This window comes from Ruegeria sp. CI5 (genome assembly GCF_056536885.1).
This window is the reverse complement of sequence record NZ_JBQFQN010000008.1, coordinates 64,035-77,052: the sequence shown is the minus strand read 5'-3', so window position 1 is coordinate 77,052 and position 13,018 is coordinate 64,035. Positions and strand designations below refer to the sequence as shown.

15 protein-coding genes are annotated in these 13,018 nt (G+C 59.4%); 13 read left to right on the top strand and 2 right to left on the bottom strand.

Features of this window, described 5'->3' with window-relative positions:
- Nucleotides 1–52: 52 nt before the first annotated feature.
- The gene (locus tag ACR0BA_RS17985; protein WP_170366448.1) at nucleotides 53–1,021 is read right to left on the bottom strand and encodes a sugar ABC transporter substrate-binding protein; all 969 of its coding nucleotides are present in this window, start codon (nucleotides 1,019–1,021) and stop codon (nucleotides 53–55) included.
- A gap of 306 nt (nucleotides 1,022–1,327) precedes the next feature.
- On the opposite strand from ACR0BA_RS17985, the gene ACR0BA_RS17980 reads away from it, so the two are divergent.
- The 6 genes from ACR0BA_RS17980 to ACR0BA_RS17955 all read left to right on the top strand — a co-directional run bounded on the left by ACR0BA_RS17980 (nucleotide 1,328) and on the right by ACR0BA_RS17955 (nucleotide 5,534).
- A complete protein-coding gene (locus ACR0BA_RS17980) occupies nucleotides 1,328–2,452 on the top strand; it encodes an ROK family transcriptional regulator (RefSeq protein ID WP_480729290.1) in 1,125 nt (374 codons plus the stop codon).
- Between the two features lie 259 nt (nucleotides 2,453–2,711).
- Nucleotides 2,712–3,053, top strand: a complete 342-nt coding sequence (locus ACR0BA_RS17975; RefSeq protein ID WP_244952491.1) for a hypothetical protein — start codon at nucleotides 2,712–2,714, stop codon at nucleotides 3,051–3,053.
- Entirely contained in the window at nucleotides 3,050–3,715 is a 666-nt protein-coding gene (locus ACR0BA_RS17970; protein WP_170372791.1) for a MotA/TolQ/ExbB proton channel family protein, read from the top strand. The genes ACR0BA_RS17975 and ACR0BA_RS17970 overlap by 4 nt, the downstream gene beginning before the upstream one ends.
- Before the next feature lie 31 nt (nucleotides 3,716–3,746).
- Nucleotides 3,747–4,073 (top strand): ExbD/TolR family protein, encoded by a 327-nt coding sequence (locus ACR0BA_RS17965; RefSeq protein ID WP_170343537.1) that lies wholly within the window; start codon nucleotides 3,747–3,749, stop codon nucleotides 4,071–4,073.
- A gap of 4 nt (nucleotides 4,074–4,077) precedes the next feature.
- A complete protein-coding gene (locus ACR0BA_RS17960; protein WP_170343511.1) occupies nucleotides 4,078–4,455 on the top strand; it encodes an ExbD/TolR family protein in 378 nt (125 codons plus the stop codon).
- Nucleotides 4,452–5,534 (top strand): energy transducer TonB family protein, encoded by a 1,083-nt coding sequence (locus tag ACR0BA_RS17955; protein ID WP_480729267.1) that lies wholly within the window; start codon nucleotides 4,452–4,454, stop codon nucleotides 5,532–5,534. The genes ACR0BA_RS17960 and ACR0BA_RS17955 overlap by 4 nt, the downstream gene beginning before the upstream one ends.
- Nucleotides 5,535–5,578: 44 nt before the next feature.
- Here ACR0BA_RS17955 and ACR0BA_RS17950 read toward each other — a convergent pair whose 3' ends face one another.
- Entirely contained in the window at nucleotides 5,579–6,493 is a 915-nt protein-coding gene (locus ACR0BA_RS17950) for a LysR family transcriptional regulator (RefSeq protein WP_170343509.1), read from the bottom strand.
- 110 nt (nucleotides 6,494–6,603) lie between these two features.
- On the opposite strand from ACR0BA_RS17950, the gene ACR0BA_RS17945 reads away from it, so the two are divergent.
- The 7 genes from ACR0BA_RS17945 (at nucleotide 6,604) to ACR0BA_RS17915 (ending at nucleotide 12,955) form a co-directional block, all read left to right on the top strand.
- On the top strand, nucleotides 6,604–7,299 hold the full coding sequence (locus ACR0BA_RS17945; RefSeq protein WP_480729265.1) for an NAD(P)H-dependent oxidoreductase: 696 nt from the start codon (nucleotides 6,604–6,606) through the stop codon (nucleotides 7,297–7,299).
- Between the two features lie 54 nt (nucleotides 7,300–7,353).
- Nucleotides 7,354–8,130 carry a CmcJ/NvfI family oxidoreductase gene (locus ACR0BA_RS17940; protein WP_480729263.1) on the top strand — a complete coding sequence of 259 codons (777 nt, stop codon included), beginning with the start codon at nucleotides 7,354–7,356 and terminating at the stop codon, nucleotides 8,128–8,130.
- Nucleotides 8,131–8,143: 13 nt separating this feature from the next.
- Complete coding sequence (locus tag ACR0BA_RS17935; RefSeq protein ID WP_480729262.1) at nucleotides 8,144–9,109, top strand: LLM class oxidoreductase; 966 nt, start codon at nucleotides 8,144–8,146, stop codon at nucleotides 9,107–9,109.
- 12 nt (nucleotides 9,110–9,121) lie between these two features.
- Nucleotides 9,122–9,910: an SDR family NAD(P)-dependent oxidoreductase gene (locus ACR0BA_RS17930; protein WP_480729260.1), complete on the top strand. Its 789-nt coding sequence runs from the start codon at nucleotides 9,122–9,124 to the stop codon at nucleotides 9,908–9,910.
- 78 nt (nucleotides 9,911–9,988) lie between these two features.
- The gene (locus ACR0BA_RS17925) at nucleotides 9,989–10,837 is read left to right on the top strand and encodes an enoyl-CoA hydratase/isomerase family protein (RefSeq protein WP_480729258.1); all 849 of its coding nucleotides are present in this window, start codon (nucleotides 9,989–9,991) and stop codon (nucleotides 10,835–10,837) included.
- Between the two features lie 570 nt (nucleotides 10,838–11,407).
- The gene (locus ACR0BA_RS17920) at nucleotides 11,408–12,382 is read left to right on the top strand and encodes a sulfatase-like hydrolase/transferase (protein WP_480729256.1); all 975 of its coding nucleotides are present in this window, start codon (nucleotides 11,408–11,410) and stop codon (nucleotides 12,380–12,382) included.
- Between the two features lie 57 nt (nucleotides 12,383–12,439).
- Complete coding sequence (locus ACR0BA_RS17915) at nucleotides 12,440–12,955, top strand: hypothetical protein (RefSeq protein WP_480729254.1); 516 nt, start codon at nucleotides 12,440–12,442, stop codon at nucleotides 12,953–12,955.
- Nucleotides 12,956–13,018 lie beyond the last annotated feature (63 nt).

Genomic DNA, 13,018 nt, shown 5'->3' with positions numbered 1-13,018 from the left:
AGGTCGTGGTTCAATTCAGGGGCCGCGCGCTGCGGCCCCTGAAGGGATCAGATCAGCCCCAGCAGAGGTCCATGCCCTCTTTGACCGAGATCGACTCAACGCCTTCGGCCGGCTTGTCCGTCACCAGCGCAACACCGGTGTCATAGAAGTCCTTGCCGGGCGTGTTCTCGGGCTTCACGCCCTCGTCGGCCCATTTCTTGACCGCCTCGACGCCAAGCGACGCCATCAGCAGCGGGTATTGCTGCGAGGTTGCGCCGATCACACCGTCGGCCACGTTCTGCACACCGGGGCAGCCGCCGTCGACCGAAACGATCAGCACATCGTTTTCGCGGCCGATGGCCTTGAGCGCCTCATACGCACCCGCGGCGGCGGGTTCGTTGATCGTATAGACCACGTTGACCATCGGGTCCTTGGCCAGAAGGTTCTCCATGGCTTTGCGGCCACCCTCTTCGTTCCCGGCGGTGACGTCATGGCCTACGATGCGCGGGTCGGTTTCGTCGCCCCATTTGTTCGGGTCGCCCAGGTCGATGCCGAACCCCTGCAGGAAGCCCTGATCGCGCAGCACCCCGACCGAGGGCTGGCTGACTGCCAGATCCAACATCGCGATCTTCGCATTTTGGGCTTCGTCTCCCAGCGTGGCCGCGGCCCATTTGCCGATCAGCTCGCCCGCCAGAAAGTTGTCGGTTGCGAAAGTCGCGTCCGCCGAGTCGATCGGTTCGAGCGGTGTATCCAGCGCGATGACCAGAACACCGGCGTCGCGCGCCTGCTGGACGGCCGGAACGATCGACGAGGTATCGGATGCGGTCAACAGGATACCCTTGGCGCCGTCCAGAATGCAGGTCTCGATCGCCTGCACCTGAGTCTCATGGTCGCCGTCGATCTTGCCGGCAAACGCCTTGAGCGTCATGCCCAGCTCTTCGGCCTTGGCGGTGGCCCCCTCTTTCATCTTCACGAAGAAGGGGTTGGTGTCGGTTTTGGTGATCAGGCAGACCGTGTCCTGCGCGGCGGCAGCGCCTGCCATGGCTGTAAAGGCCAGCGCGGTCGCGCCAGCAAATGCTGAAATCTTCAAGGCTTTTCCTCCCAATATCTCCGATACCCGACGGGCATCTAAGGAATCCGAACGGATTTCTTCCGGCTCCCATGCGTCAAACCATCCGGTGATTCTCGGGTTCTGTCAATAAATAAATCACTCTTATTTATTATTGACACTGGGTAGGCGCATCCACATTCTTGACTGAAGGAGGAGCGGCCCGTGCCCGACGAACAATCAGCGCAAAGCAATCCGCCCGAGCGCGTTTCGACCGTGCGCGGGACGAACCAGAGTGGCATGCGCGCCCACAACGAACGACTGGTGCTGTCACTGGTCCGCCGGCACCAGGCGCTCGCCAAATCGGAGCTGGCCCGCATGACCGGATTGTCGGCGCAGACTGTCTCGGTGATCATGCGCCAACTGGAAAGCGATGGGTTGCTGCTGAGGGGCGAGCCACAACGTGGCAGGGTTGGGCAACCCTCCGTGCCAATGCGCCTGAATCCGGATGGGGCCTATTTTCTGGGGCTGAAGGTCGGCCGCCGCAGCACCGAGCTGGTATTGACCGATTTCCTGGGCAAAGTACGGGATCGCGCGCGAGAGACCTATGACTATCCCACCCCCGGTGCGACATTGGATTTCGCCACGGGCACATTGGACCGGATGATGCACCAGATGCCGGAAGCATCGCGTGACCGGGTTGCCGGGTTGGGCATTGCGATGCCCTTCTATCTCTGGGATTGGGCGCAGACCCTGAATGTCCCACAAGAAAGGATGGATCCATGGCGCTCAGCCGATCTGCAAGCCAGTCTTTCCCAAGCGCGAGACATCCCCGTCTATTTGCAGAATGATGCCACCGCGGCTTGCGGGGCAGAGTTGGTGTTCGGGCCATCCGAAAGGCCGCGGAACTTTCTGTATTTCTACATGGGGTACTTCATTGGCGGGGGAGTCGTCCTGAACGGCGTCATTTTTTCCGGGCGCGGGAATGCAGGCGCCTTGGGTCCGTTGCCGGTTCCCGTCGGCTCGGGCGAAGTCAAACCCCTGATCGATGTCGCCAGCCTGTGCGTGCTTGAGCAGAAGCTTGTCGCCGCAGGGCTGGATCCCTTCCACATGTGGGAGACCCCGGACCATTGGGACATGCCGGACACGCTTCTCGAAGCATGGATGGACGAGGCCGCGAAAGGTCTGGCCTATGCGATCCTGTCTTCCTGCAGCCTGATCGACTTTGAAACGGTGAAAATCGACGGCTGGATGCCCGAGAGCGTTACCGCGCGCTTGATCGAACGTGTCGAGACGCATCTCTCCCAGCTCAACTTCACCGGGCTCGAGCAACCCTCGGTTCTGGCCGGGTCGGTGGGTCCGGATGCCCGCGCCCTGGGGGCAGCCAGCCTGCCTCTGTCGGACAGATATCTTGTCGAAACCTGAGCGACAGCCGCGAACCTCCGAGAGCATTGGCGAGGTTTCGCCTTACGAACGATCACAAAGCCCCCGCCAACCCTTCCCCGTACAGCCGGTCTAAGGTATCACAGACACGGCGCCAGCACTGTTTGGCGGGCTGCAGGTACCACGTGTTCAGAATGAGGTTCTATCATTGAAACTGCGTCACCTTTTACCCGCCCTTATCGCATGGTCAGCCCTCCCCCTTGCGGCTGATGCGCAATCATCTGACGCCGGTGGCGCAGGGTTGTCACTGGAACTCAACGCGGCGCAGGATGTGGGGCAGGCCTGTCGGCTGTCATTTCTGATCACCAACGAAACCGGACAGGCGATCGACAAAGCCGTTTTCGAAACCGTGATCTTCGACACGCAGGGTTCGGTGATCAAACTGTCATTGTTCGATTTTCGGGATTTGCCGCAGGACCGGCCGCGTGTGCGCCAGTTCGACCTGCCTGACAGACCATGCGCAACGGTCGGGCGCGTTCTGATAAACGGAGCCAGTTCCTGCGTAACAGGCGGTTCCGAGAGTGATCTTTGCAATTCGGCCCTTTCGGTGACCAGCCGCTTGGAAATGGAGCTTTTGGGATGAACATCTTCAACGCGCTTGGCCAGATCCTTGCACTAGGCGGGCCAGTAGTGGCGATCCTTCTTGTGATGTCGATCCTGACCGTGGCGGTATCGATCTACAAGCTCTGGCAGTTTGCGGCCTGTGGCGTCGGCCGCCATAGGGTGCTGTCCCAGGCATTGGCGGCCTGGGATGCCGGAGACCACGACACTGCGCGCGAGCGTCTGGCCGCCAGCAGCAGCTACCTTGCCCCGATCGTGGGTGCGGCAATGAACGCCCCGGATACGGCGGGGCTGGACGAACGGCTGGACGCCGAAGCCGGACTGGCGTTGGCCGGGCTCGAGCGCGGTTTCCGGCTTTTGGATACGGTCGCGCAGTTGGCCCCCTTGCTGGGGTTGTTCGGCACGGTTCTGGGCATGATCGAAGCGTTCCAAAGCCTGCAGACGGCCGGGGCCGGCGTGGATCCGTCTTTGCTGGCTGGTGGGATCTGGGTTGCGCTGGTTACGACGGCGGTGGGTCTGGCGGTTGCGATGCCCACATCCATGGTCCTGTCCTGGTTCGAAAGCCGCACCGCGCGCGAGCGGGTGTTCGCAGACAAGGCCTTGCGCACGATTCTCGTACCGACCCAGGCGCTGCCTGCAGCAACGACAAGCACCGCGTTTGTCGCCGCGCCGGGACATGCGTAACGCGGCCCCATTCGTTCGGCGCGCCATGTCGATGACACCGCTCATCGACGTGATTTTTCTGCTTTTGCTGTTCTTCATGCTAACGTCGACCTTTTCGACATTCGGAGAAATTCAACTCAGCAGCGCAGCCGCGGGCCCATCAGAGCCCAGCGCCCCGTCGGATCGCGCATTTGTGCAATTGGGGGCGAACCGCGTGGTGCTGAACGGAGCACCGCTCTCGCTGGATGAATTGGCACAGGCACTGCAGCCCGGGCAGGTGCTGGTCAGTCTTGACGGCGACGTCAACGCCCAACGGCTTGTTGACTTTCTGGTGAAATTGCGCGGCCTCGACGGTCTGTCGGTAACGGTTCTGGAGTGACCCCATGATCCGCCACGACCGCCCAAGCCGCAAGCGCGACTCGACCATCCCGTTGATCAACGTGGTCTTTCTGATGCTGATCTTCTTTTTGATCGCCGGAACTGTTGCTCAACCGTTGGACCCGGACTTGGAACTGGTCAATACATCCGATCTGGATGGCCGCGAACCACCCGATGCACTGGTTCTTCACGCTGACGGGACGCTCAGCTTTCGCGGGACTCCGACGGATCCGCAGACCTACATGACCGGCCGGGGGGAAGAACCCGTGCGGATCGTGCCTGACCGGAACGTTTCCGGGGCACGCCTGATCGAAGTCACCGGCGCCTTGCGCCGTCTCGGCGCCACCGCAGTCTTTGCGGTGACCGAACGGGCGCTCGAATGATCCGGGAATCTCTGTTTGTCGCGGCGCTGGCCGTTGTGCTTTCGGTGCTGCTCCACCTTTTCCTGCTGCTGCCAGCCGCGCGGGATTCTGCGGAACCTGCGACGGCCGGTTCGCAACCGGACACGGTTGCCTTGGGCAACGCGTTCGAGGATCTGGCGGAAACCGCGACCCCGCCCGAGCCGCCAACCCCCGCAGAAGAGCCGGAGCCCGATGTCGAACAGCCGACAGAGCCGGACCGGGCCGAAATACCCGTCAGCGAAACACTGGTCGCCTCGTCGGACCCGCAAAAGGTCAACTCGCCTGATATCGGACAAACCAACCCGGTGCAGCCTGATCAGCCCGTTCCGGAAATAGTTGAGCCGGCGGACTCGGCCGAAGGTGATCGGCAGGCCGCCGATGAGGTGGATGAAACACCCCCCGTCCAAGCCGAAACGCAGTCCGCAGCGGCCCCCGAAGCACCGGTCGAACCCATAGAGGACCCGGTTTCGGAACCAGAGCAACTGGCTGCCCTGCCTGCCCCTTCACCGGTTCCGGAGCCTTCAGTGCCGGCAGAGGAGCAGCAACCGGTCGAAAGCGACACCGAAGACGGCGTCTCGGATCTGGCGGTTGAAACATCGATCCGCCCGCGCCTTCCGGACCGGACCCCTGCTGCGGCCCCTGTACCCGACCAAAGGGCCAGCCGGCTCGACAGTTTTGACAACCTGCGATTTCCCAACAAGCAGATCGACTCGCCGCTGACGACCTATCGCCGACAGGGGGTCGATTCCTTCAGCCGAGGAGGCAACTCCAATCAGTCCGGCGGTCGAGGCCCGGGAAACTCGAATGTCACCAATTACGCCGGGCAGGTTCTTGTCCACCTCAACAGAACTCCGCCGGTCTATGTCTCGGTTCGCGGCTTTGCCAAAGTTTTCTTTGAAATCAACCCGGACGGAACACTGGCCTGGGTCGATATTATCGACAGTTCTGGCTCGACCGAGGTCGACAGGGCCGCCAAGGAACAGGTCCGCCGCGCATCGCCCTTCCCGAAACCTCCGGGCGGGGTCAGCCGGAAGCTGTCGTTCTACTTTCAGAACGGCTAATCGGGCCTTTGCTGCGCTGGCCCGAAGCAACTGGACGCAATCAGTCAGTCCAATGATCTTTCCCACGGAGGCTTCACGCCGATCTCGGTGATCAGAAAATCCATGAAGACCCGCACCTTTGGCGACAATACGTTCGACTTGGGATAGATCAGCCAAAGCACGTTGTCTTCCGCCGCCTCATATTCGGGAAGGACATGACGCAACTTGCCCGAGGCAAGCTCCTCCTGAACGCTCCACAGTGAGTTCATCGAGATCCCCGCCCCTGCCACGGTGGCCAGCTTCTGGCTGAGACCGTCATCCATGATCAATGGACATTTCGTGGCTCCGGGATCGAAACTTGCGACAGCTCCCCGGGCAGTTTTCAGCGCCCGGGCCCGGGTGTGGCGAAATGCAATCAGCCGATGATGCGCCAGATCATCCGGCGTCTTGGGCTCTCCGTGGGCCGACAGGTAATCTGGTGCCGAGCAGAGGATGCGTTTGTCATCCGCCAGCTTGCGCCCCTTGAGGCTGGTATCGATCAGCGGTGCGTTCCGCAAAGCAAGATCATAGCTGCCTTCGATCAGATCAAACTGAGCATCCGACAGACGCAGGTCCAGGGTCACACCCGGATGCTGTTCCTGGAACTTTGCAAGGATCGGAGCAATGTAGAGCTGTGCAAACGTGCTGGGCGCAGTAAACCGCAGTGTGCCGGTGGCTTGGGCCGACCCCTGCCCCAAAGCGGCCAAGGCCGCATTCTCCTGCGCCAGAATCTCGCGCGCATAAGGTAGAAACTCAGCGCCCTCCAGAGACAACGATACTTTCCGGGTCGAGCGGTGAAGCAACTCGACACCCAGCTGATGCTCCAGCTTGGCAAGTCGGGCGCTGGAGACTGCGGGCACCAAACCCAGTTCGCGCCCGGCGGCCGATATGTTCAGCTTGTCCGCTGCAAGCACAAAAAGACGAAGCGCTTGTGTGTCCATTAGCTTATTATACGCAAAATCCGAAAACTGAAACCTGATATCCGCTGCTTCATCGGATTCTACAAGTGATATTTCTGGCTCCACGGAAGACAAACCAAATGGAGCCACAAATGTCCGTTCGCCCGAACGTTCAGTCTCAGATCCTCGAAGCCTTCAATTTCCGGCACGCGACAAAGGTCTTTGATCCCGACCGAAAGATCAGCGACGCCGATTTCGAAACCATTCTTGAAGCTGGCCGCCTGTCGCCCACCTCTTTCGGGCACGAGCCATTCAAGATTCTTGTCATCCAATCGCCCAACAAACGCGAGCTTTTGCGCGAGTTTTCTTGGGGCGCCAATGGCATGATGAACGGCAGCTCCGGCCAGCTGGGGACAGCCAGCCACTTTGGCATCATTCTGGCCAGCACTGCGGCAACCATGACCGCTGGGTCTGATTATCTGCAGGACCACTATCGCAAGGTCAAACAACTGCCCGAGGACGTCATCGAATTATTCAACGGTGCGTATGGCAAGTTCCAGTCAACCGACCATCGCATCACCACTGAACGCGAAATCACCGACTGGTCCGGCAAACAGGCCTACATCGTTCTGGCCAACATGATGACGACCGCTGCTTTGATGGGTGTAGATTCCTGCCCCATCGAAGGGTTTGACATGGAACTCACCACCCAGACTCTGGCCGAGCATTTCGGGGTGGATACCTCGAAATGGAAACCCGCGGTGATGTTTGCCTTCGGGTATCGCGCCAGCGATCCGCAATTCCCCAAGACCCGCCGCCCGATGGCCGAAACCGTGAACTGGTTCTGAGCCAACGTCGATAAAGCCAGGGGCTGCGTCATCCGCAAATCAGTGAGGGTTCAGATGCAACGATCCGGTATCGTAAACTATCACGTTCACAAACCTGAACGGCAGGCGTTCCAACTGGACGCCGGCGGCATTGTCGGCAACCTGATTTCGCCTGAACTGTTACCGACACAGGTGAGCCTGACGGATATGCGGACATCCGGGCGGCCCCTGCGCTTTGACCCCGATGGCGTCGAGTTTCTGAATGCGCCCAGTGCGATCCGCGATTTCTCCCGGGATCAGTGGAAACGGCCCTACGAACACGAACTGGCTCAACTGCTGACCGCAAAGATCGGCGTTCGCGAGGTCGTGATCTTTGACCATACCTTGCGCGTGGACGACCCAAAGGCGACGCGCAAGCCGGCGCGCAATGTCCACAGCGATTACAGCGCGGACGGCGCTCGGCAACGGCTGGAGGATTTGCTTGGCGCCGAGCGGGCGGCCGAGTGGAGCAAAGGGCACTATGCCTTTGTCAATCTATGGCGGCCGGTCGGTCACCCGATCAACAGCGCGCCGCTGGGGTTTGTCCGTCCTTCGTCCGTCGAACCCAAAGACTGGATCCTGCTTGACCTGATCTATCCTGACCGCAAAGGGCAGATCATGGGGCTTGTCGGGAATGCACGGCATGACTGGGTCAATCTGTCTCGAATGAGCCCGGATGAAATCGCGATTTTCAACATCTACGACAATCGGGGGTTGCCTTCCGTCGCGCACAGCGCGCTCGATATGGTCGAGGACCCGACCGTCACCACCATCCGGAAGAGCATCGAGACCCGCACTTTGGTGCGGTACTGAGCAAGGAACCATCATGTTGGACAAAAACCAAAACCTGTCCTTTGCCCCGATCAACAAGGCCTACGGTCAGGTATTTCGACCGGATCAGCTGACGCTCGGGCTGGTATTGCCGCTTGAGGCCTACCCGGTGGGATCCGAGCCGACGATGAAGGGCCACATGAAGGCCGCGCAATTGGCCGAGTCTCTGGGCTTTGCCGCGCTTTGGCTGCGCGACGTGCCGTTCAATGTTCCAAGTTTCGGGGACCCCGGCCAGATCTTTGACCCGTTCGTCTATCTGGGTGCGCTAGCGACCGCGACGGATCGCATTGCCCTGGGGACCGCCAGCATCGTTTTGCCCCTGCGCCATCCGGCCCATGTGGCAAAGGCAGCCGCGTCGGCGGATGTGTTGTCCGATGGCCGTCTGCTGTTGGGTGTGGCGTCCGGCGATCGACCGGAAGAGTATCCGGCAATGCGTCAATCCTTCCCCGATCGAGGTGAGCGGTTCCGCGACAGTGTCGACTATATCCGTGCGACGGCAACACCCTATCCCAAGCATGAAAGCCTGCAGGGGCATCTGCCCGGCGACATTGACCTTCTGCCAAAACCCTCGGGATCGCGCCTGCCGCTGTTGATCACGGGCGGCAGTCGACAATCCCCGGATTGGGTGGCTGAAAACGGCGATGGATGGATGACCTATCCGCGCGACGCGGCATCACAGGGGCGCGCGGTGGCCGATTACCGGAACCGTCTGAAAGCACTGGGGCAACCGGACAAACCGGTGATGCAGTCGCTCTATGTCGCCTTGCTGGAAGACCCAAATGCCCCCGCACGTCCCATACATCTGGGGTTCCAGTCGGGTTCGAATTTCCTGCGCCGCTACTTGGCTGAAATACGTGAGATCGGGATGAATCACGTCGCCCTGAATCTGCGTTTCAACCAGGCGGCCATCGAACCGACACTCAAACGCCTGGCGGATACGATCTTGCCGGAATTTTCATAAGGAACGGATCGCATGACCAAAACCATTCTGATCACCGGCGCAACCGATGGTATCGGACTGCTCACCGCCAAGAAACTGGCCGCTGACGGTCACCGTGTTCTGTTGCACGGGCGGAACTCTGCAAAGCTGGAGGCAGCCGCCCAGGAGGTTGGAGGACAGCCGGAAACCTACAGCGCCGATTTGTCCGACCTATCAGCCGTGAGGTCTTTGGCGGAGGCCATCCGGTTTAATCACGACCGGCTGGATGTGCTGATCAACAACGCCGGCGTCCTGAAGGCTCCGCAGACCACTCTCGAAAACGGTCTCGATATCCGCTTCGTCGTGAACACGTTCGCGCCCTATCTGCTGACCGAACTTCTGCTTCCGATCATTCCCAAGACTGGCCGCGTCGTGAACCTGTCCTCGGCCGCCCAGGCCCCTGTGGTTTTGGATGCTTTGACCGGCAAAACGCGATTGGCCGATATGGGCGCATATGCGCAAAGCAAGTTGGCAATCACGATATGGACGCGCGAACAGGCCCGCGCCCTGCCCGATGGACCGGCGTTGATCGCGGTCAATCCGGGTTCGTTGCTGGCGTCCAAAATGGTCAAGGACGGTTTCGGAGTCGCCGGCAACGACCTCAACATCGGCGCCGACATCCTGATCGACGCCGCACTTAGCGATCGGTTCGCGCAGGCGTCGGGCGCCTATTTCGACAATGACGGCGGTACATTTGCAGACCCGCACCCCGCAGCGCTGAAGTCCGAACACGCGGCCGACGTCATGAAGGCCATTCAAGACACTATCCGCCACTACGGCTGAGCCAGGCGCACTCCCGCGCCCTGCCAATTCACGCAAACCCTCGCATCTTTGATGACGAGGACAGGAGAGGACTGTCCAATGAAATACGAAAACTTCCAGACCTTCGACGTCGCAGTCGAGAATGCAATCGCCACCGTGACGTTCAACTTCGGAGCGGTCAATGTTCAGGGCCAGGAGATGCTGGCCGACCTCAATAGCCTTGCGATGCGGCTGGAGCGGGACCGGGAAACCAAAGTGGTGATCTTCCAGTCGGCGAACCCCGAAATCTGGGTCTGTCATTACGATACCGAGTTGCTCAAGGATCTTTCGACCGAAGCCGTCTCGCGTGAAGACGCCCAGTTGCTGGACCTGCAGTCCGTGTGCGAACGGCTGAGCAAGGTCCCGCAGGAAACAATCGCAAAGCTTGAAGGCTTCGCCCGTGGCGGCGGACACGAACTCGCACTCGCGCTGGATATGCGTTTTGCAGCACGTGGACGGTTCAAGTTCATGCAGATGGAAGTTGGCATGGGTATCCTGCCCTGCGGCGGCGGAGCTTCTCGCATGGCGCGCCAAACCGGACTTGGCCGGGCATTGGAAATCATCCTGAGTGCGCAGGACTACGATGCCGACGATGCCGAGCGCATGGGCACCATCAACAAGGCGCTGGATTCCGACGAGATCGGTCCCTATGTCGATGCTCTGGCCAGGCGCATTGCCCAGTTCCCCGCCGAATCCATCAACGCGTGCAAGCAGATGGTCTACGAATCCATCGACAAACCTATTTCCCAGGCGTTGAGAGCCGAGGCCTATTGGCTGTACCAGGCGACTAGCAAGACGCCGGCGGTCAAGCGCTTTCGAATTGCCGATGAACAAGGGCTCGAGCATGATATCGAGAACCAGCGAAACTGGAACGAACTGGTCATGAAGGTGCAAGAAATCACCAACTGACGACTGCGCTTGATCCGCTGAAGTCGGTTTCAGCGGATCATATCCCGCAGCCGGTTTGGGCGTTCCGACGGCAAGGGGGCGGAGGCACGCAGGTCGCCATACTGCGGTTGTCAAAGAACTCATACGCCCACGTTCCGAAGCCGGCGATAGGCCAAAGGATGGACGGCAGCAGCACCGACGTCCGGGGCGACCGGGCTGATCTACGGTGCGCGGCGCTTTTCGGTCGCCAACGCACGGGATCGAATGTGCCGGAACGACCGACAGGCTTACTGAACACACCCCAAAAAAACGTTCAGCAGGCCGTTCTTTGCTCCAAAAGCAGAAGAAGTGCTCCAAAAACCGAATTGGCGTGGCTCCGAGACTCGACGCAACTCGTCTTGATCAACCATGCCTTGAAGCGCAGAGAAAAGTTTCGGCCGGCTCGTAAATCAAAGCCTTCAAAGTCGATTGGGTCTCTTGGATCACTTGCGCATTTCCGCCCGAAATCCTGAAAACCGCAAGTGCCCCGACAAAACCGCCAATTTTGTGATAGGTTACTCGGTATTAACAAAAAATTTTGGGAGGACGAAAATGAAATACAAAACAAGATCAACAATAATGGCGGCCTTATTTGCTGCAGCTGCCACAACCGTTTCCGCACAAGATGATCCCCCCATGAACTTCCTGATTATTTGGGGAGATGACATTGGATTTTGGAACATCAGTGCCTACAACCATGGCATGATGGGGTATCAGACACCCAACATCGACCGCATAGCCAAAGAAGGCGCGCTATTTACTGATTGGTACGGTGAGCAGTCCTGCACCGCAGGACGAGCGGCCTTTATCACAGGACAATCTCCCATCCGCACGGGCCTGACCAAGGTCGGCCTACCCGGCGCGCCAGAGGGCATGCCCGTCGAAGACCCAACCATCGCAGGGCTGCTCAAAAACCATGGTTACATGACTGGCCAGTTCGGTAAAAACCATTTGGGTGACCGTGACGAGCACCTACCCACAAACCATGGTTTCGACGAGTTTTTCGGAAACCTTTACCATCTCAACGCAGAAGAAGAGCCCGAAAACCCTGACTACCCCAAGGATGAAGCCTTCAGGGAAAACTTCGGCCCGCGCGGGGTGATCAAGTCGACCGCTGATGGCTCGATCGAGGATACCGGGCCGCTCACGAAAAAGCGCATGGAAACCGTTGACGAAGAAGTCACAGCCAGCGCGTTGGATTTCATGGATAGAGCCGTCGAACAGGACAAACCTTTCTTCCTTTGGTGGAACTCCACCCGCATGCACATATTCACGCATTTGAAGGAAGAGTCCGAGGGAGTGACGGGACTTGGAGTTTATCCCGACGGCATGGTCGAGCATGATGGGCATGTCGGTGTACTGCTTGATAAACTTGATGAGCTCGGAATCGCCGACAACACCGTCGTGATGTATTCAACCGACAACGGAGCGGAGACGTTCACGTGGCCGGATGGCGGTACGACACCCTTCCGCGGTGAGAAGAACACGCAATGGGAAGGTGGCTATCGTGTCCCGACGGTCATCTAGTGGCCGGGCGTCATCGAGCCGGGATCGAAGGTCAATGGCGTAGTATCGCATACGGATATGTTGCCTACCATTCTGGCTGCGGTCGGTGAGCCAGACATCAAAGAAAAGTTGCTCGATGGTGGCGTTGAAGCGATCGGTCGCCAATACAAGGCCCATCTTGACGGCTACAATCTTCTGCCGTCGCTCTCAGGTGAAACGGATGAGTGGCCGCGCAGCGAGTTCATCTATTGGACCGATGATGGCAGCGTCGCCGCCTTGCGATACGAACAGTACAAGGTGACATTCCTGAAGCAGAATGCTCATGGGCTTGATGTATGGCTCTCACCGTTTGAAGTCTTGCGCGCACCGATGCTGGCAAACCTCCGCAGCGATCCGTTCGAGCGAGCCGAAGAAGAGAACGCTATGGGATACCAGCGCTGGTTCCTCGAGCATATGTTCGCGATAGCTCCGGCCTCCGCCTTCGTTGGGCAATGGCTGCAAAGCTTCGAGGAATTTCCGCCAAGGCAAAAGCCCGGCAGCTTCAACCTCGACAATGTCATGGAGGAACTCACAAGCCGTGCCGGGAACCAATAGCACCAACGGGACGCCGTGAGCTGTGTTCGCCAGCCTGAATTCGCAAACAACTGTTTGTCGAAT